Raw genomic sequence first — 26,109 nt, 5'->3', positions numbered from 1 at the left:
CTTCTACATAAAATTTTAATTCTCAAATGAACTTGTTATCTCTTATCATAACATAAATTACAGCAAAAAAAAGCCACGAAATCAATACATTCTGCGAGGGATACATCAATTGAGAATGCATCTGAATTCGTGGCTAGTGCAATATATTATAAACAGATTATGTTGCTTTGAGCCTATCCTACCTAGCTCTGAGCATAAGTTGCATAGTTTTGAACTTAAATGTCATATATAGGAACATGTAACAAGTGAAAGTAAATCTTCCAAACCTTACCTACTAGTTCACGGAAATTAAAGCAATAGCAAGTTTTGTTTTCACATTCGTTGAAAAATTTATACAGTCATGACGATTTCATCATCTTTAGCTTCTGCTTTAATGATGGATCCGTCTACCACATCTCCTTTTAAGATTAAATCAGAGATTGGATCTTCAATCAAACGCTGAATAGCACGTTTTAATGGACGCGCACCAAAAGCGAAGTCAGAACCTTCTTTTACAAGAATAGCCAAGGCTTCTGGCGATACTTCCAAAGTAACATTGCGTTCAGCAAGACGTTCAGTAACACCTTTTAACAAGATAGTAACGATTTTATTCAAATCATCACCTGTTAATGGATGGAATACAATCATTTCATCAATACGATTCAAGAATTCTGGACGGAAATGACGTTTTACTGCATCCATAGTATTTTTCTTAGCTTCTTCAAATTTAGCAGCTACAGATTTTTCTTCATTGTCTTTATTCTTAGCAGCTAAGAAGCCCATAGCAGCACTATCTTCTTTTAAGTAGTTAGAACCTAAGTTACTAGTCATGATAATAACTGTATTTCTAAAGTCTACTGTACGACCTTGGTTATCAGTTAAACGACCATCATCTAATACTTGCAATAAGATGTTAAAGAAATCAGCATGTGCCTTTTCTACTTCATCAAATAAAATTACACTATATGGTTTACGACGTACAGCATCAGTTAATTGACCGCCTTCATCATAGCCAACGTATCCTGGAGGCGCCCCAACTAAGCGAGATACAGTATGCTTTTCCATATATTCAGACATATCAAGGCGAATCATAGCATTTTCATCGCCAAAGAGATTAGCTGCTAAGGAACGAGCGAGCTCAGTTTTACCAACACCAGTAGGTCCTAGGAACAAGAAGGAACCAATTGGACGTTTAGGGTCTTTAAGACCGGCACGAGCACGACGTACAGCTTTAGATACAGCCACAACCGCTTCATCTTGACCAACTACACGTTCATGGAGTTCATCTTCTAAACGAATTAGACGCTGTGATTCTTCTTCTGCAAGTTTAGCCACTGGCACGCCAGTCCATTGAGATACAACGGCGGCAATGTCATCTTCTGTAACTACAAGCTTTTCTTCATCTTGTTTACTACGTTCGCTTTGCTTTGCTTCAATTTCATCGGCAATTTTCTTTTCTTCATCGCGAAGTGTAGCCGCTTTTTCAAAGTTTTGAGCTACAATAGCTTCTTCTTTTTCTTTGCCAATGCTCACTAAGCGCTGTTCTAATTCTTTTACATCAGGTGGCGTAGTAAATACTTTCATACGTACTTTAGAGGCTGCTTCATCCATAACGTCAATAGCTTTATCAGGTAAGAAACGGTCTGAAATATAGCGGCTAGAAAGTTCTACCGCAGCTTTTAAAGCCGCATCCGTAATTTTAGCTTTATGGAAGGCTTCATAACGATCGCGAAGACCAGTTAAGATTTGAAGCGCTTCTTCTTCACTTGGTTCGCCTACAAGAACAGGTTGGAAACGACGTTCAAGAGCCGCATCCTTTTCAATATGTTTCTTGTATTCATCAAGTGTAGTAGCCCCAATCACCTGGAAGGTACCACGAGCCAAAGCTGGTTTTAAAATATTCGCCGCATCCATAGCGCCTTCAGAGGCACCAGCGCCAATTAAGGTGTGAAGTTCGTCGATGAAGATAATCATATCATCATGTTTTTGTACTTCATCAATGGCTTTTTTGAGTCGTTCTTCAAATTCACCGCGATATTTAGCTCCTGCTACCATAGCCGTTAAGCTTAAGGAAATAATGCGTTTATTGCGCAAAATTTCTGGCACATTTTGACTGACAATGCGCTGTGCTAAACCTTCGGCAATAGCTGTTTTACCAACACCTGGTTCACCAATAAGAACAGGGTTATTTTTAGTACGACGGCTTAAAATCTGAATTACACGATTAATTTCATTATCACGGCCAATTACAGGGTCAATCTTACCTTGTTTAGCCTGTTCATTTAAATCGGTGGCAAAACCATCGAGTTCGCCAAGATTGCTATTTCTTTGTGCCTTAGCACCTTCTTTGCCATCACCTTTGCCATCAGCACCGCCAATTAAGCTGTTGATGGTTTTAACAATATCTTCACCGCGAATGCCAAAGCGCTGCAATATAGCTACCGCAATGCCACCACCATCACGTAAAATTCCGAGTAAGATATGCTCAGCACCTACATAATTGTGCTGCATTTGGTTTGCTGAATCTACAGCTAATTGTAAAATACGTTTCGTACGTGGCGTCATTTCAATAGTGGACACATAGCCATTGCCACGTCCATCTTCATCGAGAATAGCTTTTTCTAAGGCCTTACTTTCAAGACCTAATTTGTGTAATGCCTTGGCGGCTACACTATTCCCTTCTTCCAATAAACCGAGAAGTAAATGTTCACTACCTATAAAGTTGTGACCAAATTCTTCTGCTTTTTCTTGCGCAATTGTTAATACTTGTTGCGCACCATCTGTAAAACGACTTAACATATAATCACCTCATTCTAGTTTTCGTTTTATATATCGATCTATATGCAACTGCAAGAGTCACTTTACTCTAACAGTGTATTCAAAGTATATCTATTAGCTTACGCTACTTATTTCTATTTGCTAATTTACTTATCCTATTTCTACTAATCTAATCAATTAAACTTTACTAAATTTAAATTGCCTAAGTTTAATTTAAACGGTCACGAACTACTTTTGCGCGATAACTATCGCGTTCAGCCGCTGTCATTTGTTCTTTCCCTGCATATTTGCTTAAGAAATGAGGGCGCGTTGTAACCACTAGCTCGTTAAACATATCCGCATTGCCCGCTGGTAATACACCTAAATCGCGACCTAATTGAATGTCACTTAAAAGGCTCAAGGCTTCTTCACCACTTAAACGACGTGCGTATTGCAAGGTGCCGTAGGCGCGCCATACGCGGTCTTCAAAGCTTTCGAAATCGCCAGCTTTTATAGTTTCACGAGCTTTCACTTCTTCTTGCACTAATTTTTCTAAAATTTTTTGCAATTGGGTAATTGTGTCTTCTTCACTAATGCCCATAGTTAATTGATTGGAGATTTGGTAAATATTACCTAAACCCTGTGAACCTTCACCATAGAGACCACGCACAGAGTAACCTAATTGGATAATACTGCGCACCACTCTAGCTAAACGGCCCGTCATGGCAAGAGCTGGCAAATGGAGCATAGCCGAAGCTCTCATGCCTGTGCCCACATTAGTAGGACAAGCGGTTAAGTAGCCATAGCGTTCGCTAAAAGCATAATCATATTTGCTCTCAATGGCATCATCTATTTTAACAGCATGTTCGTAGGCCTTTTGTAAATCAAGACCTGCTTCCATGACCTGAATTCTAACATGATCCTCTTCATTTACCATAATGGAAACGGCTGCATCATCTGATACAACTAGGCTTCTATGAGGTAAATTTTGACTCATTTGAGGACTCATCAAATGCTTTTCAACTAAAATCTCACGTTCCACATCAGATAATTTATTTAAACTAATATTGGAATATTCATGCCCATCAGCCTCTTTTAAAGCACCTAATACACCGCGCATCATAATATCAACCTTTTCCAAGGCCTCCGCTTGATTGCGATTTGTAAATACTAAGCCTTTAAAATTTCGCGCCAATCTAATTCGACTAGACAAGACGATATGAGAATCAATTTGACCTTCCACATCCTTGCTGCGCAACCAACCACTTAAAGGTTCATCTAATATAGAGTTTAACATTAGTGCACCTCCTATTCCGCCTTATGTTGTAAGGACTCTTCTAATACTTTAATCTCATCGCGCAATCTAGCAGCTTCTTCAAACTGCTCTGCTTTAATTGATTTATCTAATTCTTGACGAAGTCGTTTAATTTGATGCTTTGTCTTAAATACGCCTGTCCCACGACTTGGTACGCGTCCTTCATAAGCAAGTGAGCCTTGAAGGCGTTTTACAAGCGGTGTAATCTGCGCATTAAATACATCATAGCAATGATCACAGCCAAATTTACCGCTGTGATTAAATTCATCAAAGCTCATACCACAGCGATCACATCGCACTGCTTGGTGCGAATGCAATAAACTGTCTGGATATAAGGAATTGGTAAAGAAATCATTAGTAAAGAAGTCATTATCTAATAAAGGAGAACCAAAGCTAAAGAAGCTGTTTCCTAAACCATCACCAGATTGTTTACCCGCACATTGGGAGCACAAATGACGCTCTGTTTTCTTACCATTTACAACTCGAGTTAAATGAACTGATGCTTCATTCTTTTTACATTCATCACATATCATATATTATCCCTCCTTCACCATGGATAGTATTTTCTGGCAAAGTTGTTTTACATTAGACTCACGACGCATTTGATCAGGCTCATTCATAAGCACGCGAAATGCTTCGTGGAGCAAGGCCGCTTCCCGACGACTTAACCATTTATTTTGAATCAATTCAAATAAGAAATGGTCAATCGCACCTATAGTAATGGCCTCACCTGCTTGTTGTTTTGAATTTCTTGATGAGCTAGGCTGTGCTTTTGGAGCTTTACGAGCTGTTTTAGATTCCATCTCAGCTTTTGCCACATTAGTAGCAGTCATCTGAGTAGCTCCTGATCGGCCTTCACCAACTTGACTACTAGTTAATTGCGCTGTAGCCGGCACAGTTAAAGGCTTAATTGCTTGTATGGACACGGATTTCATAGGAATGCGTGTAATGCTAATAAAACCACCTAAACCACGACGCGACTCAACAATAAAACCGCGATCATTAGAAAACCTCGTGCTCAATACATAACTAATTTGTGATGGCGCACAGTTTAATTCATCTGCCAGCTCATTGCGGCGCAGCACAATACCTTCTTCCATACTCTTTTGTTCTTCCAATAATTTAGAAAGAATAAATTGTTCAATTCTATCTGCTAAAATGCTCATTGTTTTCGCCACCTTTATCTATAAAATAACAATGTATATATTAATTTTATCTTTATTTTGTCATTTTGTCATTTTGTCTTTTTGTCCTTTCGACCTTAACTATATATTAATTGACTTTTTGACTTTTGTCAATAGAAAAAGGTCAAACTTTTCAATTTTTCTTTGACCTTTTAATAAATCCACTATTTATCGACATTTATAGCAATCACCAAAGCCATAATTTTACTTAAATCCATATACTCCGACGATGCGTTAAGCTTATATTTTTTACTTTGACTTTTACTTTATTTTGTACTTTGACTTTTATTGTGCTTAAACTTTTAATTAGTCTTTCACTAGTACTGCATTATAGATTCATATTAAGGAGAATACTTTTTGGCCACCATAGTATTGTCGAGAATGCTATTCGTAAAAATACAAAAATGCGGCTTGAAGGATTAACTTCAAACCGCATTGGTCTTTACTACTTATAGTAATGCTTACTACATTATGTATTACACTTGTATAAAATTGTCTACCCTTGACTTAAGGATATAGTAGCTTACTTTTAGCCTTATTATATAATATACATACTTATAATGATTAATAGCTTATACTTACTTAAGCAGCTAATAGGTCACTCGACCGAACCGAATCAGCATAACTCTCTTGAGCTAATTAATACTACGTAACTAAAGTAGTTATTATTGACGTTCACCTAAACGAGCATCAACGAACAATTGGCTAGCACGGCTGTCGCCAGCGAATGTGAATTCATCAACAAGATCACGAGCACTTGCTTCTTCTTCTACTTGTTCAGTAATGAACCAATTTAAGAAGTTAACTGTAGCATAATCTTTTTCTTGAGTTGCTAACGCGTATAAATCATTGATTTTACCAGTGATAACTTGTTCATGATTGTAAACCATTTGAGCAACTTTTAAAGGATTGTCTTCTTTAATAGCTTGAGTTTTGATGTCGCCTAAAGTTGTAGTTTCGTTACGGCTTTCTAAGTAATCAATGATTTTGAAAGCATGTTCCATTTCTTCTTGGTATTGAAGACGTAACCAAGCGGAGAAACCTTTGAAACGAGCATCAGCCATAGCTAAAGAAAGAGCTAAGTATAAGTATGCGGAGTTAAATTCAAAAATAACTTGTTCATTTAATGCTTTTGTAATATTCTTGTTCATAAAAATTCACCTGAAACCCTTCTGTTTTAATTACTTAATTAAAAACAAAAATTCTTAATTTCAAAGTCACTATTATCAAATAGTAACTTTTATTGATTATTTGTAAGTAGCAGTTCTTGCTTACAAACTCATTATAGCACATCGAAAATAATAAATCTAGTCTCAATTTCAATTTTACCGCCTAATTGATAATTTGATAATATTTCTCATTTACTCCTTGTCAAAGCACTCTAATCAATTTGCATCTAAGCACTGTATTTAACTTACGATTATGTTATAGACCTTTTTAAAGAATTTGTCAAATGAAAAAAGCCAGATTTATAAAATCTGGCTTTTAATTGCAAGTAATTCTCATTTAAAAGATTGATTTAGCTAGTTCCGCTACTCTTTTAAAGAAATTAATTCTAATTCTTTTCTAATACACTGTATACAAAGTAGCACTTCTTAGATATTCATATCAAATACATCTGGATCGGGACCTACGCGAGTACCTGCATCTAAGGCATTAATCGTATCCATCTCCGCATCAGTTAATACAAAATCAAATATATCGCTATTTTCAATCATACGCGATGCCTTTAAAGATTTTACATTAAGAAGTAATTCTTGTTGTATATGCCAACGTAAAATTACCTGTGCAATACTTTTATTATGTGCTTTAGCAATAGCTGCGATCTCTTCATTATGCAATAATTCCCCCTGCATCAAAGGTGCCCAAGCTTGGATTTTAATATTATGTGCTGCTGCATAGGCGCGTAATTCATGTTGTTGAAGGCGTGGGTGTAATTCAACCTGATTCAGTACAGGCACAACAGTAGCAAAGCTTGCTAAACGTTCTAAATGATGGACTTGGAAATTACTTACACCAATCGCTTTAATCTTACCCGCTTTATACAACGTTTCCATAGCTTTCCAGGACTCCTCATAGGAATCATTGCCTGGCCAGTGAATTAAATATAAGTCTACATACTCTACACCAAGCGCCTCTAAGCTAGCTTCATAAGCCTTAAGTGCTTCTTCGTAAGAAAGATTATAATTCCATATTTTAGTAGTAATAAAAATATCGTCCCGTTGTAAGCCTAGTTCCTTAAGTGCTGCGCGAATCCCTTCACCAGTTTCTTTTTCATTGCCATAGATTTGCGCCGTATCAATGGAGCGATATCCATTTAAAATGCCATTCTTAACTACCTCTGCAGTAACCTCTGCTGGCACTTGAAAGACACCAAGACCTAAACCTGGAATCTGCGTGCCATTATTTAATTCTACTCGATCTGCTAAATTCTTAATCATAATAAAATCTCCTCTACATTAATTTATTCAGTTCTAATTATTTTTGTTCTAAACTCTCTTAATTAAGATATATATTGTATTTCTCAACCTTACAAATCCATTATATCGACTTTTATAGATATTGAAAAGTACGCACTATTTAGTGCTATAGGCACCAATTCGTAACTTTTAAGACACTACCTACATACATGAACAAAAATTTTTTACAAAAAATCCCTCCGCCAACACTGGCGAAGGGGTTTAATATATTACACAGTCTCTAATTGTTTTAACGCTTACGCATGTTCCAATAGATTTATCTCTTGCACATTCTTCAGTTGCACTACACCTTATGCATATACTAGTAACTTTACTTTTTACGCATGCACTAATCGCTTTATTTCTTAAGCATTTCCTAATAACTCTACATCCTTACCTTCTTCTTGTAAATGTTTTACATGCATAACACCCCAACTGCAAAGTCCATCAAGAACCGATCCTAAAGACTCGCCATAGGCGCTAAGGGAATACTCTACACGGGGCGGCACTTCATTATATACTTTGCGCTCTACAATATTAGCCTCTTCCAATTCTCTAAGCATTTGCGTTAACATTTTTTGACTAATATCAGGGATCTTGCGCTTTAAGTCACTCGGCCGCAATGTGCCATGCCGTAAGTTACATAAAATAATGGGCTTCCACTTACCACCAATTACATCCATAGTCGCCTCAACCCCAATATTATAAACACGTTTTGTCATACATGGCATCCTTTCCGCTTTCACATATCCCCCAAACAAACTTAAGATAATATACCTGGTCCTATAAAATCATTCATAATTATATAACAGAATATAATATTATATTCTATAACAAATTCAAGCTATTGTGCCCAATTTTAGTAAGTCGTTCATAACAATATTATACTCCATCCCAACTGAATCTATTTCACACAGGCTGATTAAATCAATCATAATACTATAAAGCAAAAACTTCCTCTAAGAGACATCATATCATAGATTAAACATCTAAGATAAGTCACCTTAAAGGAAGTTTTCTAAGTTAAGAGATAGTATATCTATAGCTCTACTTTATCGAGCATAAGATTCAAAATTTGCACATCTGTGCTATACATGCCTACACGGCCCATATTGCCTACACAAGCTATCGTTTCTTCGATAGTGTCTTTAACTAATCCTTCACCTGGTTTAAAGCCCCGTTGATTCTTAGCCATTTCTAAACCAAGGAAGGCAGATTCTAATGCTACGGCAATTTTCGAAGCACAGGATGGCTTAGCACCATCACATACCATGCCACCTACTGTGGCAATTGTATTCGTAATGACATCGCTAATGCCTTCGTAATCTAAGCCTTCTAAAAAGCCAATGCCACAAGCACTGCCACAAGCAGCGCTAACTGCACCACAATAGGCGGATAAACTACCTATATACCGCTTTTGGTGTAAAGCAATTAAATTACTTACTACGAGTGCTCTATATAGCATCTCTTCGCTAATGCCATGTTCTTTTACATAAATAATTACTGGCAAGGACACAGTAATACCTTGATTACCACTGCCCGAATTAATAACTACCGGCAATGGACAACCACTCATGCGCGCATCTGAACCAGCTGCAGCATACGCTCTAGCTTTATTATATACTGTATCAGCTTGGTGATCTCGTATAGTTTGCCCCACTCTAGCACCATAAGAGTTCGCTAGCCCTTCTTCCGCAATATTCAGATTATGTTCAATCTGCTTGCTTAATACAGGCTTAACTAATTCTAAATCTACAGTACGAGCAAACTCTAGAATGTCTGCCACATTAAGTAAGGACTTTAAGTCCTGCTTAGTACCTTTAGCACTGTCTGTTACATCTTCGCTAAAAAGCACTTCATCGTCTTGCTTAATAAAGACAATGTTAGAATGAGTGTCCTTAATAATTAATTCCACTGTATGCTCTGAAGTCTTAGCTACTACACGAATATATAGATTAGGCACATTTTCTACAATTTCTATATTACACATATTAGCTTCAAGCAATTCTTCACAAACAGCTAAGTCTTCATTTTTAACGCCTTCTAATACAGCTAAACCACGCTCACTATGACCGGTTAAGAGCCCTAAAATAGCAGCCACAGCAATACCTTTTTTTCCATCAGAATGAGGTACCGTTACGCCTTTTACATTCTTAATAATATTGCCACTACAATGTACATCTATTTGCGTTGGCATAGTGCCTAATACATCACGTACTTTAGCACAGGCAAAGGCAATAGCAATCGGTTCAGTACAACCTAAGGCAACCACTAACTCTCTCTCAAGAATTGACACATAGGCATTATATAAATTTTGTTCCACTCTAGACCTCCAATTAAAACCACAGAATCAATCCTCTTACAATTGTATTAGCTTGAAATGTATAGCATAGTATAATCTATCATGTTATAGCCTATAAAGTAAATAACCTATTAATACTATAGTATCTATATTTAGAACATAACGAGTACACTAATGGTAGATACAATAAAGCCTACTAATACTGGCACAGAGTTACGTTTAACAATAGCTACTGGGGATACGCCAGAGATACCGGCTACAATTACGATGACAGCTGCTACCGGGGAGATAAGACGAGATAGACTGGCCACATTTTGTAGTAATTGTAAAATAACAATCATATTGCCGCCAAAGCCTTCTACGAAACTTGGAATCAAAGAAGCAAAGGATACGAAAGCCGCTACGCCAGAACCAGTTACGGCACTTACTAAAGCGATTAATACGCCCATACCAATTGTAATTGGAGTCAAACCAAAGCCAGCTGTTTGAGTAATACCTACGATATCACTTACGAAATTCATAGATTTAATACCATAAGCAAATACTTCAGCTGCTACGATTAAGGACACGGTTACAGCAAACATATTGCCCATGCCTTTAAAGAACACTTCAATACTCTTGGATACTTTTTTGAAATCTCGATAGCGAATAAATTCGCAAATCATTGCCACTGCAAAGCTAATTAACATAGCCACAATAATATCAATTTTAATGGATTTATACACATATTCACTATAAATAATAATAAGAGCTAATGGTACACATGGTAAAATAGCGTAAATCCATGGTCCTGGAGGTGTTGCCACATCGCCTTTAATTTTATCTTGATCAATGCTGCCTTCTTCTCCAGCTACGATACCATCGCGTTTATCCATGTATTTTTGCCAGAAGAAATGAGTAATAGTTACGGCTACTAAGGCAATAAAATAAACTGGCAATTGATGTTCTACGAAAAATTTATTAATCCCATAATGAGATAAACGTTCTACTACTTGGCTAGTAGCTGCTGCTGGACCACAATCTAATAAATGACCTGTAGCAATAGCTGATGTCGCCGCCACCTTACTTACACCAAGGCGTGTAATAATTGGATAAATCGTTACCATCGTCAACATGGATAATGCAGACGCACTTTGAATCGTCAAGGACATAAGCATACATACAGCAAAACCCAAAGCATTAATTAAATATGGCGAGTTCATACGTTGTAACGGATGTAATGATATCTTTACAAGTCGCGCACTGGCCCCAATATGGTCCATATACTTCGCAAAACCAGCACCACACATAATACTTAGACCGATAGTTGAAATATCAGATGCCAAGGTATATTTAATATAGCCGAACATATCAAACATTGGCGAGCCTGTGCTTACCATCTTGCCTGTAATAAAGGATGTTTTATATCCCATTAAAAAGGCTAGAACCATTAAAAATATACCACCCATTACTAAAATAGTCTGCGGCTTAACTTTTTTTATGATAGCAAAGCCGACCACTACCATGACAATTAAAGTTATCAGAATGTTCATAAAAATGCCTCCTTTGCATTTTTAAAATGGATCTAACTTTAAAAAGACCCTTGTTTTTTATATACTTATAGTAATATATATTACTATAAGTATGATGATAAAACTATGTCCAAAATTAATCTAAAAACCGACTTTAGGAGGTGCCCTTTTGATTAGCTTCTTAAACTTAAAATACTTTCTTGTCCTCACTAATGAATTAAACTTCAACAATGCGGCTAAAAAGCTTCACATTACACAACAATCACTGAGCGGACATATCAAAAAGATTGAAAATGATTTAGGCATTTCCCTTTTTGAGTATGGTCCTCCACTTAAAATTACACCTGCCGGTATACTCTTAAAAAGTTATGCCCAAGATATTCTTGAAAAGCAACAAAATCTTGAAGATGCCATCTGGACTCTAAAGACTATGGTGCCTGCATCTATTACCATTGGTACAACCTATGCACGAGGTCAATATTTATTGCCCCCTATCATTGCTGAGTTCCAACGCCGCTATCCACTGACAAAAGTGACTTTATTTGAAGGCACTACGCCAGAAGTAAATGAAGCATTATTAAAAGGTAAGGTGGAGCTCTCCATAGGTTATGAAATCACAAACCAAGCTAATATTAAAACCATTCCTTTATATAAAGATCCCATTCATCTAGTTATAGCTAAAAAGATTTTAGAAGCTCATTATCCTAATAGAGGTTATATTACTAATCATAAAAATGATATAGACTTTATATTTGATATCATCAAAACTTGCCCTTTTATCACCATGACAGACAATACATCGATCGGACAGTTTAATGCAAAATTCTTAACCGCTCATAAGATTAAGCCTAATATAGCTCTAACTTTACGTAATGTAGGGACAATGATGGCCATGTGTCATTTTGGCATGGGTTTTATGTTCTGCCCAGAAACCTTGATTAGTTGCAGCGCCTATCCATTTTGGGATAAACATGTTGTAATTCCATTACCACATCATGAACCCCAACAAATCGCCATCAACTACCAATCTACATTGCACCAAAATGAAGCGATTAATGCATTCATAAAAATTACCAAACAATCCCTGAGCAATGGTGTACCTTCCATAATTTATTAAATTAGAATTCTAACTAGATAGTTAATCTAAGCTCACCTGCAGGAGATTTTGTTAAAACTTCATAGCCCGTCTCCGTGATTAAGACCGTATCAGAATGTCTCACACCACCCCAAGATGGATCCATTAAACCTGGCTCAATACTAATTACCATGCCAGGTTTTAATATGTCCTCATTGCCCCGATTAAGCGAAAGGTGTTCATGAGCGGAAGCACCAATGCCATGCCCTATGCGCCCTGGCAAAATATGACCGAAGCCAGCTTCGCTAAAACAATGAGCAGCCACATCATATAGCTGTCCACAACTCACCTTAGGTTGCAAAATCTTAAATACAGCTTCGCGCGCTTCTAACATAGCTGTATAGGCTGTTTCTTTCAAGGAGTCCACCGCCCCTACCAACAGAGTCCGTTCATTTTCTGCATGATATCCATCGAGTTTAGCCCAAGTCATGGGAAGTGTAATATCCCCAGATTTCACATAGTAATTTTTAGCTGTATCACAGCCATACGCAATGCGCTCATTAGATAAGCACCAAGCAAAAAGACTATCAATCATGCCCCCATCAGCTGTGCCATAACCACAAGTTTCATGCGCGCTAAACTTTTGCTGCCACAGCATGCGCATGGCATATTGTGCTTCTGTACAAGCTTCCATTTCACTCTTGCCTGCTTGTAACTCTTCAATAATAGCCATCGTCCCACAGTCTACAATTTGTGACGCTTTGCGAATGAGTTCAATTTCATACGCATCTTTAATAATCTTTTGCGACTCAATAAGTTCACTAATGGACACTAATGTAGCACTCTTAAATGCCGTTTGTAGGTCATTAAAGAAATCCACTGTCATATAAGTTGATTCAATACCTATTCGCAACTGTTTGGCTGTAAATAATTGTCGAAGGACCTCAAAAGGGATGGCTCCTAAGGACTCAACTCGTCCCCACATGCCATAGGCCTTAATATCATCAATGGCGGCTTCTTTTTGTGCATGTGCTTTGCGTAAGGCAGGCACTAGTAAAAAAGACTCGGCCTCCTTAGTTATAACGAAAAAAACAGGATGAGAATTAATAATAGGATTAAAGCCGCTATAATACATAACATGCTCTGGTTTTATCACTATAGTTACATCTACATTTTTAGCCTCCATCAATTGGCTAAAATGCTTAATTCTCTCTTTAAAATACCCCTGTTTATTCATTCTCAAAGCTCCTTAAGATAACAATGTTAATAAGTAAAACACTACTACTTTTATATCATTCCAGAATGATGTGGATCACTGAAATATATTATTTATAGTCTTTCCTTCTTCATTAATTATTGTACCTTTTCAAGAGTGTTACGCCAATAGTATTTTTTCAACTTCATCCTTTACTTTTTTGACAAAGGATAGCATTTCTTCATTTAAAGGATGTCTAATAACACAGCCAGGCGCTAAGATTAAATGACGCCCTTTAGTTTGTTTTATAGTTTCATAAATTTGATGGCGTACTTCATTTTTATTACCATTAGTAATATCCATACGATCAATACCACCCATAAGTGCTTTACCTACAAAGCAGCTCACTTCTTCAACAGATGGTAACGTTTCCCACGCATGCCAGTTAAAAATTTGCACTGGATATTCTTTAAGTAGGTCGAACATAATATTAGTGCCATGAGAATGTAAGATATTACACCATCCTTTAGACGCTTTTATAACGTCTATATCATAAGGTGCCCCAAACTCTTGATAGCATTCTTCTTTACAAATTTGATAGGAACACATTTGGGAAGCCAAGAAAATACCATCCGCCCCTAGCTCGATAGCCTTTTCAACTAATTTCACAGTTGTTTTTGTAATTTCTTTTAAAGCTTCGTGAATTTCAGCCTTATACCCTTGCTCTACATAGTCTAATAATTTGCCTCCACAAAGTTTATTAGCTGTAGTTACAGGGCTAAATACAGTAAATACGACTGGTACTTCTTCACCGTCTAATTTTGCTAACAGTTCACTTAAATACGTTAACTCACGCTTTAAAGCCCCTTGTTCAATTGATACTTCTTTTACCTTAAGCCAATCTTCACCGCTCTTAATTGGCGTGCTCACAACCTTTGCTACGCCACCTTTAGCTACTTCGGAAAAATCAATTTCACAACCAAAATCTTCCACACTGTACATACCATTATTCATAGTTTTTATGATATCTACATCATAGGCTTTGTAAAAATCATAGGTACGTTGAACAATAGCCGGCACATCACGGTCAACATCAGGCATATGACTCCATATAGCATATGGAATGGTCTTCAATTGCTCGCCTTGTATGGCCGCTTTAACTAACTCTTTTTTAGTCATCAGCTTTACCCCCTTTGGGACACATGTTAAAAGTCTTATATTCAACCTCTAAAAATATAAAACTATAAACTTTTCTAGCTTAATCATAGGATATGTTTACTTTGTCCGTCTAACTGTTATTTTTAGTTCATCAACAGGCAAACACCTGTTAACATGAAAAAAGAGTATCATCTATTACCTCAACTTAGAGCGGTCATATACAAGTCGTTATATATGATCTAACTCCCAATCTTAGGTATTCATAGATGATACTCTTTAATATTATTGATTATTCTTTTGTTAGGTATTTACTTGTCAAAATAAATTAGTGTGCAGGGCCTTTTAAATTTAAAAGAACTACGCCTACTACAATTAAACCAATGCCAGCTACAGCCGTCATGGATAATTCTTCTTTCCAAAGGATAACACCAAGCAATGCTGTAAGCGCTGTCCCCACCCCTGCCCAAACTGCATAGGCAATACTAAGCGGCAAGGACAATAATGCACGGCCCATGGCGAAGAAAGATAAACTCATACCTACTACAAAAACAATACTAGGCACTAAACGAGTAAAACCTGCTGATAATTTCAACATAGATGTAGAGAAAATCTCTACTGCAATGGCAATCGCCAATAATATATAACCTGTTAACATCATATCCTCCATACACTTGTTTCTTTTTACTTTATTCTTATATAATTAAATTTTAATCGTTAATATTGAGTATTTATCTTTAGTACTGAATTTTTTATATTTGATTTTATTGTAAATACGTAATATAGTAATTTACAATTTATGCTCAATTTTCAATCTGTACTGATTAATTTTCAAACTTCGCACTTTCTTCAGAGAAATGCACTAAAAATCGATGCATAGTATCTAACATAGATTCAATACGATTATTGCCAATGGCATCTAATGAATTATTCTCTATGGTCTCTAACTCTTCCATATGTGGGCCAATAACATCGCGCCCTTTAGCTGTAAGACGCATTAGTTTCTCACGCTTATCTGCATGAGGCACATCATAACTAATATACCCTTCGCGTTCCATTTCTTTACAAATGGTCGATAAGGTTTGTTTTGAAATCCCCCACTCGCGACACACTTGACTCTGTGTGCCCCATTCTTGATGATGTAATGTATAAAAAATAGCCACCTTATTGTAGGTCAAACCATGGCGCTTTGCCCATTGACTATATAACTCATTTAATTGCCCAAAATAACTACCTATAGCTAACACTTGCTCATGATATAAACTTTTCATAAGCGACCTCCCATTTAGTCCTAATTCGTACTATGAATTTCTAACAGAATCTATTATAGTACAAAATCGGACTAATGTAAAGAGGTATGATTTAGGACTATAAAAAAATTTTTAAACCGAGTTTTTTATTTATCAAAAGAAAAAAGCAGCCCCCTTTAGGGCTGCCCTTTACTTCATTACTTTATATACTCCAATATATTACTCTATATAAATATATACATTTATATTCCTACACCATAGAGTTTTTATATTCTGAATCTATTCGATTCGTCTTTAACCTTCAATATATATATATTCCTATTATTTATTTAACTATAATTTGACAAGTCTTCATTGTTGTCAATGCGGCCTCATGAGTCTCTGTAGATACGCCAGCACAACAAGAAGCATCTACTATAACTGGCACTTCTGGCAAAAAGGCTTTCAAGAGCATGGCATTCGATACTACACAAATATCGGTACATAAGCCCACTAGTTCTATGGAGTCAATACCTTCCATATCATGAAGATCACGCAAATCTTCAGCTAACTCAACTGAGCCAAATTGACCTTTACAATACACATATTCAGCCTGAATTGGCTTAGCCTCAACAATCTGAGATGCTAGTTCCCAGCCAGGAGTCCCTTCCACGCAATGAGACACTGGTAAATTTTTGCCTTCTTGAGACTCTAAATATCCTTCATCATGTGTATCTAAAGTATAAAAAATAAGACCTTCAAAATTGCGGATTTTATCTGCCACTTGGCTCACAATTGCCTCCGCTGTGGGCGAACCAAGTGAACCTGTAATAAAATCATTTTGCATATCTACAACAACTAAAACCTGATGCGCCATGTAATTCGCCTCCTACACCACATTTAACCGCCAACAACTAGTAATTCAAACGTATTTCTATATGTACAGCTATTATATACCATTCGGAAGCTTATTAGCTACTACTCATTAACGACCTTATAACGTGCCCACAATGATCCGCCAGCCTTAACAGCAACATCAATCAACTCAAATCGCTTAGGCTCATCTGTAGCAAGGCCTTCTGGTGCATCAAATAAGGACGGAGTCTTCATAGAGCCATCAGCAGCGGCCGTAATAATAAGGCTAACTTCATCACAAAGTCCCGCTTGTAAGAAGGTCCAGTTAATAATGCCGCCTCCACCTAGCATAAGGCGTTCAATTCCAAATAAGTCCTTAAGTTTCTTCATAGCTAAGACTGCATCCAAATCTATTTCACCGGCAATAATATAAGGAATATTGAGTTTTCTCAAAAAGGCTTTATACGCATTACTTGCCTTTCCTGTAAGAATCTCAAGCACTTGTGCTCTTGCTCCAGCATATTCAATTGTATTTTCAGTCCAACCGAGCTTGCCTGAGCCATCTACATTGACATAGAAAAATCTCTCTTTTTTAGGCACTACAAAATCACCAGCTGGAACAGGTGGAGCCTGTTCATCTAAATCGGGCTTCTTATAAAAGGTAAAATTATCATCCGTTGTAACACGACCACACATCCAAGCATCAACCTCGTAATAGGGCGTCTCTCCAAAGATTATATTGTCAAATACCTCACCTGCTTTAGTTGCCTCAGGCGTTTCAAAAAAATTCCCCATGATTTTTCCATCCAATGATGTCATCATATGACATACAATATACGGCCGTTCCATCTTTATCATCCCTTCTAGTAAGAAAGCACCCCTTATGGGAGTGCTTTCTTTATATGTTACTTATGTGTTACTTATATGTTTCTTAGGTGCCTTATATTAGGTGTACAAAATCTACACCATATATTATATTGTACATTATTATAAACTCATCGAGCTTATAAAACTTACTCAATATACGAGTGTATAAGCATTCAACGCATCATAATAATACACTGAAGCATCCTAATCATTGTTCCATATTATAGGCTTGCTTTTAATACGTCCACCACTTCGTCACGAGTTAACTTCTTATAACCGCTATCTAAAATGAATGTGGCATCTGCAATGCCTTCAATCATTTCAGGGGTAGTACCTAAGTCAGTTAAGTTCATAACTACGCCGATTTCCTTCATGTACTTTTCCATTTCAGCAAGGCCCTCTAAGGCGATTTCCTCATCAGATTTGCCAGCTGGATCTACGTTCCATACATTGATAGCATAACGTTTAAATTTAGGCAAGCCTTCTTTTAAAATATGCTTATAATATGGCAAGGATACAGCCGCTAATGTCATACCATGAGTAGCATCAGTATACGCACCTACAGCCTGACCTAACATATGCACCATCCAGTCACCTGGTTTACCCATATGAGTAAAGGTGTTGAGCGCCCAAGTAGCCGTCCACATAATATTACTACGTGCTTCATAATCCTTAGGATTTTCTACAGCAATACGCGCGCTGTGAATCAAGGAACGCAATAAACCTTCAATTACATAATCCGATGTATTGTCATCAGTACCGGAGAAGTATTGCTCTAATAAATGAGACATAATATCAAAGAAACCTGCTACCATTTGGTATTTTGGCAATGTATAGGTATAAATTGGGTCTAAAATAGAGAATTTAGGGAATACATTGGAGCCAAAAACATGACCAATTTTTAATTTTTTGTCATGATTGGTAATAACAGAGCCACCATTCATTTCAGAGCCTGTACCAACCATAGTAAGAACGGAACCAACTGGCACGATTTCACAATCTACATCTTCCATGCGTTCGAAATATTTTTCCCATGGATCTTCCTCACAGTGAATCGATACAGACACTGCTTTTGCATAGTCAATAACAGAGCCGCCACCAACAGCTAAAATGAAATCTGCTTTACCTGCTCTCGCACGCGCTACCCCTTCATTTAACTTATCAGATGTTGGATTAGACATAACCCCAGCATCTTCTACAATCGTCTTGCCATTAGCCTTTAAAATCTCTACAACTTTGTCATAAAGACCTGATTTTTTAATGGAGCCGCCACCATAAACAAGTAATACAGTATCACCAAAATTAGGTAACTCCTGATTTAAAGCCTGTAAGGAATTTTCCCCGAAATGAATGCGGGTTGGATTGTCATACGTAAATGTACCTAACATAAATGCCTCCTTAGTATGCATTATAAAATTATATAGCAATTCGCTATACACCATACAATAAATCGTTTATGAATTAAGCATACACCTTGAAGTCAACTTCAAGTCAAGCCATATTCGTCAACTTATTGCGTAGTTCATCAACTGTATTGAGCCCCTAAAAAATACGGCCTATTATTCACTACCTATTATTCCTTAGTTTCAAAATTAGTAATCCCATCCAACACGATAATACGCGTTACTTTTTTTCCATCATTGGCAAACCAAATGCCCTTTATGTACTCACTGCCCATGTATAAGTGTCCATAGAACCAACTAGGCTCAAAATATTCATTATTCCAATTCCGAGAAGATACCATTAAAGGCTGTCCATATACCTCTTGCACCCGCGCAATGCTATCGCCTACGGCAATACCACGCGCTGTCGTGGCATCGCGATTAGTAATTTCAATCATAGTTACATAATCTTCTCTAGGCATGGCTATATACTTTATACCACCATATTCTAAAGAAGATAGCGGCCCATTACCAGGCAAATAATTAATTTTAGTAGGCGTACCTAAGCTTTTTACAATAGCATCAAATTTTACCCCCATAGGAACACCTGCTACAACTAGCTCCTGCGCCGCTACATCTGCCCCATACCAACGGCCTGGGCGCGCTGAATCAGTAATTTGACCATGCACACTCTGTGCGCTTACCGTTGCACTTGCATCTGCCCCTACGGCAAATAGTGCGGCTAAAACCATCGCTGTAATCCATTGCTTTTTCATGCTGTACCTCCTTAAAATTATCCTCTTCTCGTATATAATTTTCTTCGTATACATTATGCGCAATTTATTTTTGCAACTAACTTTTATGTATACCACTGACTTTATATCTTTATCACTAAACCTACAGATCTAAACACATAAAATATCTAAGGCCTATATATAAACAATTCGATATATAAACTCAAAAGTCCTTCTATTTTTTATGGGAGTATATATCACATCAACGTTTACAAGGAAATATAGCCTCACTATGCCGTAACAATACCGTTTTACAAAGGCAAAGAAACAGTATCCGCTCCTTTAGAACTACAATATCCCTAAATTACATCAACTTAGCTTTACAAAGAAAAAAGCAGCACATTATCCGCACCAGAGATTGAGCTACAGTTTATTATTTAAACTTTATAGCAAATCTCATGGGAGATAACATGCTGCTTATATTTAGTTTAGACCCAATGCACTTATAATACACTTATTTAGATTAATCAAACCCACTGTACTAATCTAAATTAAGCTCACTGCACTCATCTAAATTAAACTCACTATGCTCATCTAAATTAAACTCACTTCGCTTATTTAGATTAAGCCTACTTCTTTTAAAATGTCAGCTACTTTTTGTTCTTCTGCAGCTGTAATTGGAAGGCCTGGCGCCTTAGTAAAGGTACTCATTTCAAGACCACGTAATTTAACTGCTGCTTTAATCGCCACAATAAATAAATCAGTTACTTCATACAAGCTCATTAATTTAGCAATTTTGCTAGCACAAGCTTCTAAGGTTTCGAAGTCCTTTTCTTCATAAGCCTTATGAAGAGCCACAAATGTTTCTGGTGTTACATTAGTTAAGCCAGTTAACGTGCCATCCCCACCGGAGAAACGATTCACCGCATAGTACTCATCAAAACCAGAGAGTACACTGAACTCAGGATTTACAGCCTTAACAGCGCGGATTAAACGGCGCGTATGACTAATATTGTCTACTGTATCCTTAATGCCTACGATATTTTTATGCGTCTTAGCAAGCTCTGCCACTACATCTGGAGTCAAGTCAGTGCCTACACGATCTGGGAAGTTATATAACATAATTGGCAAGGACGTAGCTTCTGCAATCTTGCCAAAATATGCTACAGCCGCCTTAGGAGTTGGCCCAAAATAGTATGGAGAAACGATGTTTAATGCATCTACACCAGCTGTTTCACAATAGGACGCTAAGGCAATGACTTCATCTAAAGATGTGCCACCTACGCCAATGATAACTTGGCAACGGCCGTTCACCACTTTAACTGCTAAATCAATAATTTCTTTCTTTTCTTCAAAGGAGAAGCTATAAAATTCCCCTAAGCTACCTAAGAATAGTAAACCATGTAAGCCAGAAGCAGCTAAATGCTCCACATGTTGCTCCATAGCGCGCACATCTAATTTACCCTCATCATTTAATATGGTAATGACTGGCGAATACACACCTTTAAACATAATAATCTCCTCCTAAATATCGCGGTGATTCAAAAATGAAAGGTACAGGTATGTACCTGCACCTTCCTGTCAATTTATTTATACAAACATATCTAATACGAGTACGAATACTAAACCCGAGATAGATGCAATCGTAGACAATACAGTCCAAGTAGCAAATGTTTCTTTTAAGCTTAAACCAAAATATTCTTTTACCATCCAGAAGCCAGCATCATTTACATGAGATGCAATGGTACTACCAGCACCAGTTGCCAAAGTAACTAACGCAAGATTCGCATCAGCAGTGGCCAATACTGGCACTACTAAACCTGCTGTAGATAAAGCTGCTACTGTTGCAGAACCTAAGGAGATACGTAAAATGGCAGCTACTGTCCAAGCAAATAAGATTGGTGAAATGGATGTGCCATGGAACATGGATGCAATGTAAGTACCTACACCACCAGTGATAAGGATTTGTTTGAAAATCCCGCCACCGCCGATGATAAGAAGCATCATACCAATGGAAGCGATTGCTTTAGAACAAGAATTCATAACTTCTTTAATTGGTGTGCCACGACGAAGACTCAATACATAGATAGCAAAGATAATCGATACAAGCATAGCGATGGATGGATTACCTAAGAAGTTTACAATTTCTAATAATAGTGGGCTTTCAAGATGACCAATATCTCTAGCAATATTAGCTACTGTAGCGAAAATCATCAAGATAACTGGTAACATAGCCGTTAAGATACTAATACCAAAGCCTGGCATTTCTTCATCAGTGAAGAATTTAGGATCTCCAAGACCCGTAATATCCCCAGCTTTTTCAAATACACCTGGCATATAGCCTTTTACAATTTTAGTGAAAATAGGACCTGTAATAATAACTGTAGGAATGGCGATTAAAATACCATATAAAAGAACGCTACCCATATCAGCGCCATATTCCCCAGCAATAACTGTAGGACCTGGATGTGGTGGCAAGAAGCAATGTGTAGCAAGTAAAGATGCTAACATTGGGAAACCTAAATAGATAGGCGCCACCTTCATTTGACGAGAAATAGTAAATACGATTGGAATTAAGAGAACAAGGCCTACTTCAAAGAATAAGGCAATACCTACGATAAAGGATGCCACTACGATGGCCCATTGAATTTTCTTTTCCCCAAACTTATCGATTAAAGTCATGGAAATACGTTGCGCACCGCCTGCATCAGCAATTACGCGACCAAGCATAGCACCAAGGCCAAAGATTAATGCAATGTGACCTAATGTGCCACCCATACCAGCTTCTAAGGTATTAGGGAGTTTTGGCAAGGGGATGCCGAAAGCAATCCCCGCCAAAGCCGATACTATAACAAGTGAAATGAATGTATTAACTTTACATTTTGAAATCAAAAATATCAGTAGTACAACTGCCGCGGCAGTAATTAATAAAGGCATAATGAGCTCCTCCTATGGTTGACAATTATTTTTCAGCCAAAGCTTTCTTACCTGCTTCAAGTACTTCTATAATTTTATCTACATTGTAAATATTACCTTGCCAAGTACCACCACTTACATCTTGAAGGGCAGCCCATAGACGAGTATCATCTGGCAAGTCATCATCTTCATGTAAATCTGCACGAGTTGGGCGTTCTGCTAAAATCTTAGCGCCTTCTTCATAGGACACAAGTTCCCCTTCACGACCAATGAAGTTTAAGCTACCTTCGAGATTTACTGTATCAACGATAATTTCTACAATATCGCCATCTTGTAATTTACCGAATGGACCGCCAGCTAAGGCTTCAGGACCTACGTGACCGAAACATGCACCAGTGGATACGCCAGAGAAACGAGCGTCAGTAATAAGGGATACATGTTTACCATATGGTAAATGTTTTAAAGCGGATGTTAATTGGTAAGTTTCTTCCATACCAGTACCTTTTGGACCGCCACCCATAACGATGAGAATATCGCCAGCTTCAATCTTACCTACTTCTTTTAAGGCTGCAATAGCTGCTTTTTCAGAAGTAAATACTTTTACTTTCGCTGTATGTCTAAATACATGATCATCGTCAATAACAGATGGGTCAATAGCTGTAGATTTTACAACAGCCCCTTCTGGCGCAATATTACCTTTAGGGAATGTTACTGTAGAACCGATACCGCGTTTCTTCGCTTCACCTGGTGTAAAGATAACTTCATCTGGTGATACGCCTTCGGATTTTTCAAGATGCGCACGGCATGCTTGACGACGTTCGGATTGTTCCCACCAGTCAAGGTTTTCACCTAATGTGCTACCAGTTACAGTCAACACATCTTCGTGTAATAAGCCAAGCTTACGTAAATGAAGCATAACTTCTGGAACACCACCAGCCATGTAAGCGTATACAGTTGGATAGTTAACTGGGCCAATTGGCAATACGCTAACAAGACGAGGAACCAATTTATTAATGCGGGACCAGTCGTCCACGCTTGGGCTCTTACAACCAGCTGCATAAGCAATAGCTGGTAAATGAAGAAGTAAGTTTGTAGAACCACCAAATGCTGCATGGATTACCATAGCATTTTCAACAGCTTTTTCTGTTAAAATGTCTTTTGTTGTAATGCCACGAGCTGCTAAGTCCATAACTGCTTTAGCAGACATACGCGCCATATCACGCCATACTTGTTGGCCCGATGGAGCTAATGCGGAATGTGTAATGGAAAGGCCTAAGCCTTCGCCTACGACTTGAGATGTACCAGCTGTACCAAAGAATTGGCAACCGCCGCCAGGAGATGCACAAGCTTTACAGCCCATGGACGCTGCATAATCTAAAGAAATTTCATCATTTGCATAACGAACACCGATTGTTTGTACTGTACCAAGGTCTTCACCATCATTGGATTTCAATGTAGCGCCACCAGGTACTAGAATTGTTGGCTCATTGTGCATGCTAGCCAATGCCATCATCATAGCTGGTAAGCCTTTATCACAACCAGCTACACCAATCGTCGCTTTGCGAGTTGGTAAGGAGCGAATCAAACGACGCATTACGATGGATGCATCATTACGATATGGCAAAGAGTCAAACATACCAATCGTGCCTTGGCTACGACCATCACATGGGTCAGTTACGAATGCTGCATGTGGTACAAAGCCTAGTTCAGCCACTGCATCAGCTGCTTCTGTCATCAAATCAGATAATTCAAAATGACCATTATGTAAACCAACGGCTACTGTGTGATCCTCAGTTTTAAGACCACCTTGCGTACTAATTAACATTACGTCGCCATTAGCAAGCTGTGATGGATCCCAACCCATACCGGCATTAACAGTCATACCGAATAAATTACCACTTGGAGATTCACGTAATAGTGTATCTGTTAAAGGTAGTTCACCTTTAGGACCATTCATGGATAATTTTGTTGCTTCAATCTCTTGATTAATTGTTTCGTATAACGATTTGATAGCCATACTCTCACCTGTCCTTACTTAAATAAAATTAACTGTGTTAACTTAATTTAGTTTATCTTTGTCCGTATTTACGAACTATATAAACATATATCCGTACTTCATGTTTACATCATACGAGAAATGAAGTATTATGTCAATAAGAGATTGTAAAAATTACTCTACCGTATTATGCAAATCTTGAATCATTAGACTATAAATATTCCGGACTTCCTCTAGTAGCTACTAGACAGGCGATTCTAACTCATAAAGGAGTTAGAATCATCGACTTATACATAAGAAAAATGTAAAGTCGCTATGTTCTATTTTGTAAATCCCCCTTATAATAGAGATTAACTATATAACTAACAAAGGATGTATTATTATGTTTCACAAACCAACCGAGCGTGTACTCAGCATATTCAATTTAGTATCAGGTCATCCTGAAGGCCTTACCTTAACTCAAATTTCCCAACAATTACAAATCCCCAAGAGCACAATTTCACCGATTTTACAAGAAATGGCCTTTCAAAATTATCTCTATTTAGATAATCATACGGGACTCTACTTTTTAGGCCTCTCCTTACATGCCATTGCTAGCTCTTACGATATAACCAATGAGCTCATCCCTCAGGTAAAACGCATTATGAAGCGCATTACAGAAGAGTCTAATGAAATGTGCCAATTGGGTATTTTAGAGGGCACGGAGATCTTATATCTAATCAAGGAAGCGCCACAAACGGAAATGCCCATTCAAATTATTTCCTACACAGGTAAAAAACTGCCTGCCCATGCTACAGCCCTAGGCAAGGCGCTCCTTTCACACTATAGCTTTGAAGAGTTACAGACGCTCTACCCTGATGGCCTGGAAAAAATGACCCCAAATACAATTACAGATATACATGTATTGTGGCAGCAATTGCAGGAAATTCAACGCACGAATATTTCCTTTGAATCAGAAGAAATTACTAAGTTTTTATGCTGCTATGCCACCCCTATTTTATTAACTCCTACGCGGCGCATAGCCTTGAGTATTAGCTTGCCACTCTTCCTTTGTAATCCAGAAAAAATTGAACAAATCAAACGCTTGCTCTTACAGGCAAAAGAAGAAATTGAAGGCTTACATTTATTAAAAGCAGACTAGGTTGAAACTCATAAATAACCTCACAAAGGCATTCGCTGAATTATCAGTTTTTTCCGT

General features: G+C 37.6%; 21 protein-coding genes and 1 pseudogene. 2 read left to right on the top strand and 20 right to left on the bottom strand.

Going from position 1 to position 26,109, the window contains the following annotated elements:
- Positions 1 to 330 precede the first annotated feature (330 nt).
- The 9 genes and pseudogenes from QZR90_RS07500 to dcuC form a co-directional block, all read right to left on the bottom strand.
- Entirely contained in the window at positions 331 to 2,778 is a 2,448-nt protein-coding gene (locus QZR90_RS07500) for an ATP-dependent Clp protease ATP-binding subunit (RefSeq protein WP_295790387.1), read from the bottom strand.
- A gap of 187 nt (positions 2,779 to 2,965) precedes the next feature.
- Complete coding sequence (locus QZR90_RS07495; RefSeq protein ID WP_295790385.1) at positions 2,966 to 4,033, bottom strand: protein arginine kinase; 1,068 nt, start codon at positions 4,031 to 4,033, stop codon at positions 2,966 to 2,968.
- An 11-nt stretch (positions 4,034 to 4,044) separates the two neighbouring features.
- Entirely contained in the window at positions 4,045 to 4,584 is a 540-nt protein-coding gene (locus QZR90_RS07490; RefSeq protein ID WP_295790384.1) for a UvrB/UvrC motif-containing protein, read from the bottom strand.
- A gap of 405 nt (positions 4,585 to 4,989) precedes the next feature.
- Positions 4,990 to 5,217 (bottom strand): annotated as a pseudogene (locus QZR90_RS07485) (CtsR family transcriptional regulator); the annotation flags it as partial.
- A 683-nt stretch (positions 5,218 to 5,900) separates the two neighbouring features.
- On the bottom strand, positions 5,901 to 6,386 hold the full coding sequence (locus QZR90_RS07480) for a ferritin (protein WP_295790382.1): 486 nt from the start codon (positions 6,384 to 6,386) through the stop codon (positions 5,901 to 5,903).
- 444 nt (positions 6,387 to 6,830) lie between these two features.
- Positions 6,831 to 7,676 carry an aldo/keto reductase gene (locus QZR90_RS07475; RefSeq protein ID WP_295790380.1) on the bottom strand — a complete coding sequence of 282 codons (846 nt, stop codon included), beginning with the start codon at positions 7,674 to 7,676 and terminating at the stop codon, positions 6,831 to 6,833.
- Positions 7,677 to 8,059: 383 nt separating this feature from the next.
- Positions 8,060 to 8,416 carry a helix-turn-helix domain-containing protein gene (locus QZR90_RS07470; RefSeq protein ID WP_295790379.1) on the bottom strand — a complete coding sequence of 119 codons (357 nt, stop codon included), beginning with the start codon at positions 8,414 to 8,416 and terminating at the stop codon, positions 8,060 to 8,062.
- A 317-nt stretch (positions 8,417 to 8,733) separates the two neighbouring features.
- Entirely contained in the window at positions 8,734 to 10,017 is a 1,284-nt protein-coding gene (locus QZR90_RS07465) for a serine dehydratase subunit alpha family protein (protein WP_295790378.1), read from the bottom strand.
- Positions 10,018 to 10,148: 131 nt separating this feature from the next.
- Entirely contained in the window at positions 10,149 to 11,528 is a 1,380-nt protein-coding gene (gene dcuC, locus QZR90_RS07460) for a C4-dicarboxylate transporter DcuC (protein WP_295790377.1), read from the bottom strand.
- Positions 11,529 to 11,676: 148 nt separating this feature from the next.
- Between dcuC and QZR90_RS07455 the strand changes: the two genes are divergently transcribed.
- Positions 11,677 to 12,624, top strand: a complete 948-nt coding sequence (locus QZR90_RS07455; RefSeq protein WP_295790375.1) for a LysR family transcriptional regulator — start codon at positions 11,677 to 11,679, stop codon at positions 12,622 to 12,624.
- Positions 12,625 to 12,637: 13 nt separating this feature from the next.
- Here the strand turns inward: QZR90_RS07455 and QZR90_RS07450 are convergent, their stop codons facing one another.
- From QZR90_RS07450 to QZR90_RS07400, 11 genes are all read right to left on the bottom strand, one after another.
- Positions 12,638 to 13,819 carry a Xaa-Pro peptidase family protein gene (locus tag QZR90_RS07450; RefSeq protein ID WP_295790374.1) on the bottom strand — a complete coding sequence of 394 codons (1,182 nt, stop codon included), beginning with the start codon at positions 13,817 to 13,819 and terminating at the stop codon, positions 12,638 to 12,640.
- Positions 13,820 to 13,957: 138 nt separating this feature from the next.
- Positions 13,958 to 14,956 (bottom strand): uroporphyrinogen decarboxylase family protein, encoded by a 999-nt coding sequence (locus tag QZR90_RS07445; RefSeq protein WP_295790372.1) that lies wholly within the window; start codon positions 14,954 to 14,956, stop codon positions 13,958 to 13,960.
- Positions 14,957 to 15,260: 304 nt separating this feature from the next.
- A complete protein-coding gene (locus QZR90_RS07440) occupies positions 15,261 to 15,602 on the bottom strand; it encodes a multidrug efflux SMR transporter (protein ID WP_295790371.1) in 342 nt (113 codons plus the stop codon).
- A 154-nt stretch (positions 15,603 to 15,756) separates the two neighbouring features.
- Positions 15,757 to 16,203, bottom strand: coding sequence for a MarR family winged helix-turn-helix transcriptional regulator (locus QZR90_RS07435; RefSeq protein ID WP_295790369.1), 447 nt, complete (start codon positions 16,201 to 16,203; stop codon positions 15,757 to 15,759).
- A 304-nt stretch (positions 16,204 to 16,507) separates the two neighbouring features.
- Entirely contained in the window at positions 16,508 to 17,038 is a 531-nt protein-coding gene (locus QZR90_RS07430) for a cysteine hydrolase family protein (RefSeq protein WP_295790367.1), read from the bottom strand.
- 101 nt (positions 17,039 to 17,139) lie between these two features.
- On the bottom strand, positions 17,140 to 17,838 hold the full coding sequence (locus tag QZR90_RS07425; RefSeq protein WP_295790365.1) for a dihydrofolate reductase family protein: 699 nt from the start codon (positions 17,836 to 17,838) through the stop codon (positions 17,140 to 17,142).
- A gap of 266 nt (positions 17,839 to 18,104) precedes the next feature.
- On the bottom strand, positions 18,105 to 19,271 hold the full coding sequence (locus QZR90_RS07420; protein ID WP_295790362.1) for an iron-containing alcohol dehydrogenase: 1,167 nt from the start codon (positions 19,269 to 19,271) through the stop codon (positions 18,105 to 18,107).
- Between the two features lie 185 nt (positions 19,272 to 19,456).
- Positions 19,457 to 20,041: a hypothetical protein gene (locus QZR90_RS07415; RefSeq protein WP_295790360.1), complete on the bottom strand. Its 585-nt coding sequence runs from the start codon at positions 20,039 to 20,041 to the stop codon at positions 19,457 to 19,459.
- Between the two features lie 576 nt (positions 20,042 to 20,617).
- Positions 20,618 to 21,511, bottom strand: coding sequence for a dihydrodipicolinate synthase family protein (locus QZR90_RS07410; protein WP_295790358.1), 894 nt, complete (start codon positions 21,509 to 21,511; stop codon positions 20,618 to 20,620).
- Positions 21,512 to 21,589: 78 nt separating this feature from the next.
- Complete coding sequence (locus tag QZR90_RS07405) at positions 21,590 to 22,936, bottom strand: gluconate:H+ symporter (RefSeq protein WP_295790356.1); 1,347 nt, start codon at positions 22,934 to 22,936, stop codon at positions 21,590 to 21,592.
- Between the two features lie 25 nt (positions 22,937 to 22,961).
- Positions 22,962 to 24,932: a YjhG/YagF family D-xylonate dehydratase gene (locus tag QZR90_RS07400; protein ID WP_295790355.1), complete on the bottom strand. Its 1,971-nt coding sequence runs from the start codon at positions 24,930 to 24,932 to the stop codon at positions 22,962 to 22,964.
- 361 nt (positions 24,933 to 25,293) lie between these two features.
- Between QZR90_RS07400 and QZR90_RS07395 the strand changes: the two genes are divergently transcribed.
- Positions 25,294 to 26,052: an IclR family transcriptional regulator gene (locus tag QZR90_RS07395; RefSeq protein ID WP_295790353.1), complete on the top strand. Its 759-nt coding sequence runs from the start codon at positions 25,294 to 25,296 to the stop codon at positions 26,050 to 26,052.
- The last annotated feature ends 57 nt before the right edge of the window (positions 26,053 to 26,109 follow it).

Source organism: uncultured Veillonella sp. (assembly GCF_900545795.1).
Taxonomy (GTDB): Bacteria; Bacillota; Negativicutes; order Veillonellales; family Veillonellaceae; genus Veillonella_A.
Note: the sequence above shows the minus strand (reverse complement) of the source record. Positions and strands in the feature narration are given on the sequence as shown.

What these genes read in the sequence shown, in the direction of transcription:
- QZR90_RS07400 (WP_295790355.1), bottom strand. Translation starts at nt 24,932, where the DNA reads ATGGCTATCAAATCGTTATACGAAACAATTAATCAAGAGATTGAAGCA.
- QZR90_RS07395 (WP_295790353.1), top strand. Translation starts at nt 25,294, where the DNA reads ATGTTTCACAAACCAACCGAGCGTGTACTCAGCATATTCAATTTAGTA.
- QZR90_RS07435 (WP_295790369.1), bottom strand. Translation starts at nt 16,203, where the DNA reads ATGAAAAGTTTATATCATGAGCAAGTGTTAGCTATAGGTAGTTATTTT.
- QZR90_RS07440 (WP_295790371.1), bottom strand. Translation starts at nt 15,602, where the DNA reads ATGGAGGATATGATGTTAACAGGTTATATATTATTGGCGATTGCCATT.
- QZR90_RS07410 (WP_295790358.1), bottom strand. Translation starts at nt 21,511, where the DNA reads ATGTTTAAAGGTGTGTATTCGCCAGTCATTACCATATTAAATGATGAG.
- dcuC (WP_295790377.1), bottom strand. Translation starts at nt 11,528, where the DNA reads ATGAACATTCTGATAACTTTAATTGTCATGGTAGTGGTCGGCTTTGCT.
- QZR90_RS07490 (WP_295790384.1), bottom strand. Translation starts at nt 4,584, where the DNA reads ATGATATGTGATGAATGTAAAAAGAATGAAGCATCAGTTCATTTAACT.
- QZR90_RS07480 (WP_295790382.1), bottom strand. Translation starts at nt 6,386, where the DNA reads ATGAACAAGAATATTACAAAAGCATTAAATGAACAAGTTATTTTTGAA.
- QZR90_RS07405 (WP_295790356.1), bottom strand. Translation starts at nt 22,936, where the DNA reads ATGCCTTTATTAATTACTGCCGCGGCAGTTGTACTACTGATATTTTTG.
- QZR90_RS07475 (WP_295790380.1), bottom strand. Translation starts at nt 7,676, where the DNA reads ATGATTAAGAATTTAGCAGATCGAGTAGAATTAAATAATGGCACGCAG.
- QZR90_RS07450 (WP_295790374.1), bottom strand. Translation starts at nt 13,819, where the DNA reads ATGAATAAACAGGGGTATTTTAAAGAGAGAATTAAGCATTTTAGCCAA.
- QZR90_RS07495 (WP_295790385.1), bottom strand. Translation starts at nt 4,033, where the DNA reads ATGTTAAACTCTATATTAGATGAACCTTTAAGTGGTTGGTTGCGCAGC.
- QZR90_RS07425 (WP_295790365.1), bottom strand. Translation starts at nt 17,838, where the DNA reads ATGATGACATCATTGGATGGAAAAATCATGGGGAATTTTTTTGAAACG.
- QZR90_RS07415 (WP_295790360.1), bottom strand. Translation starts at nt 20,041, where the DNA reads ATGAAAAAGCAATGGATTACAGCGATGGTTTTAGCCGCACTATTTGCC.
- QZR90_RS07445 (WP_295790372.1), bottom strand. Translation starts at nt 14,956, where the DNA reads ATGACTAAAAAAGAGTTAGTTAAAGCGGCCATACAAGGCGAGCAATTG.
- QZR90_RS07430 (WP_295790367.1), bottom strand. Translation starts at nt 17,038, where the DNA reads ATGGCGCATCAGGTTTTAGTTGTTGTAGATATGCAAAATGATTTTATT.
- QZR90_RS07500 (WP_295790387.1), bottom strand. Translation starts at nt 2,778, where the DNA reads ATGTTAAGTCGTTTTACAGATGGTGCGCAACAAGTATTAACAATTGCG.
- QZR90_RS07420 (WP_295790362.1), bottom strand. Translation starts at nt 19,271, where the DNA reads ATGTTAGGTACATTTACGTATGACAATCCAACCCGCATTCATTTCGGG.
- QZR90_RS07470 (WP_295790379.1), bottom strand. Translation starts at nt 8,416, where the DNA reads ATGACAAAACGTGTTTATAATATTGGGGTTGAGGCGACTATGGATGTA.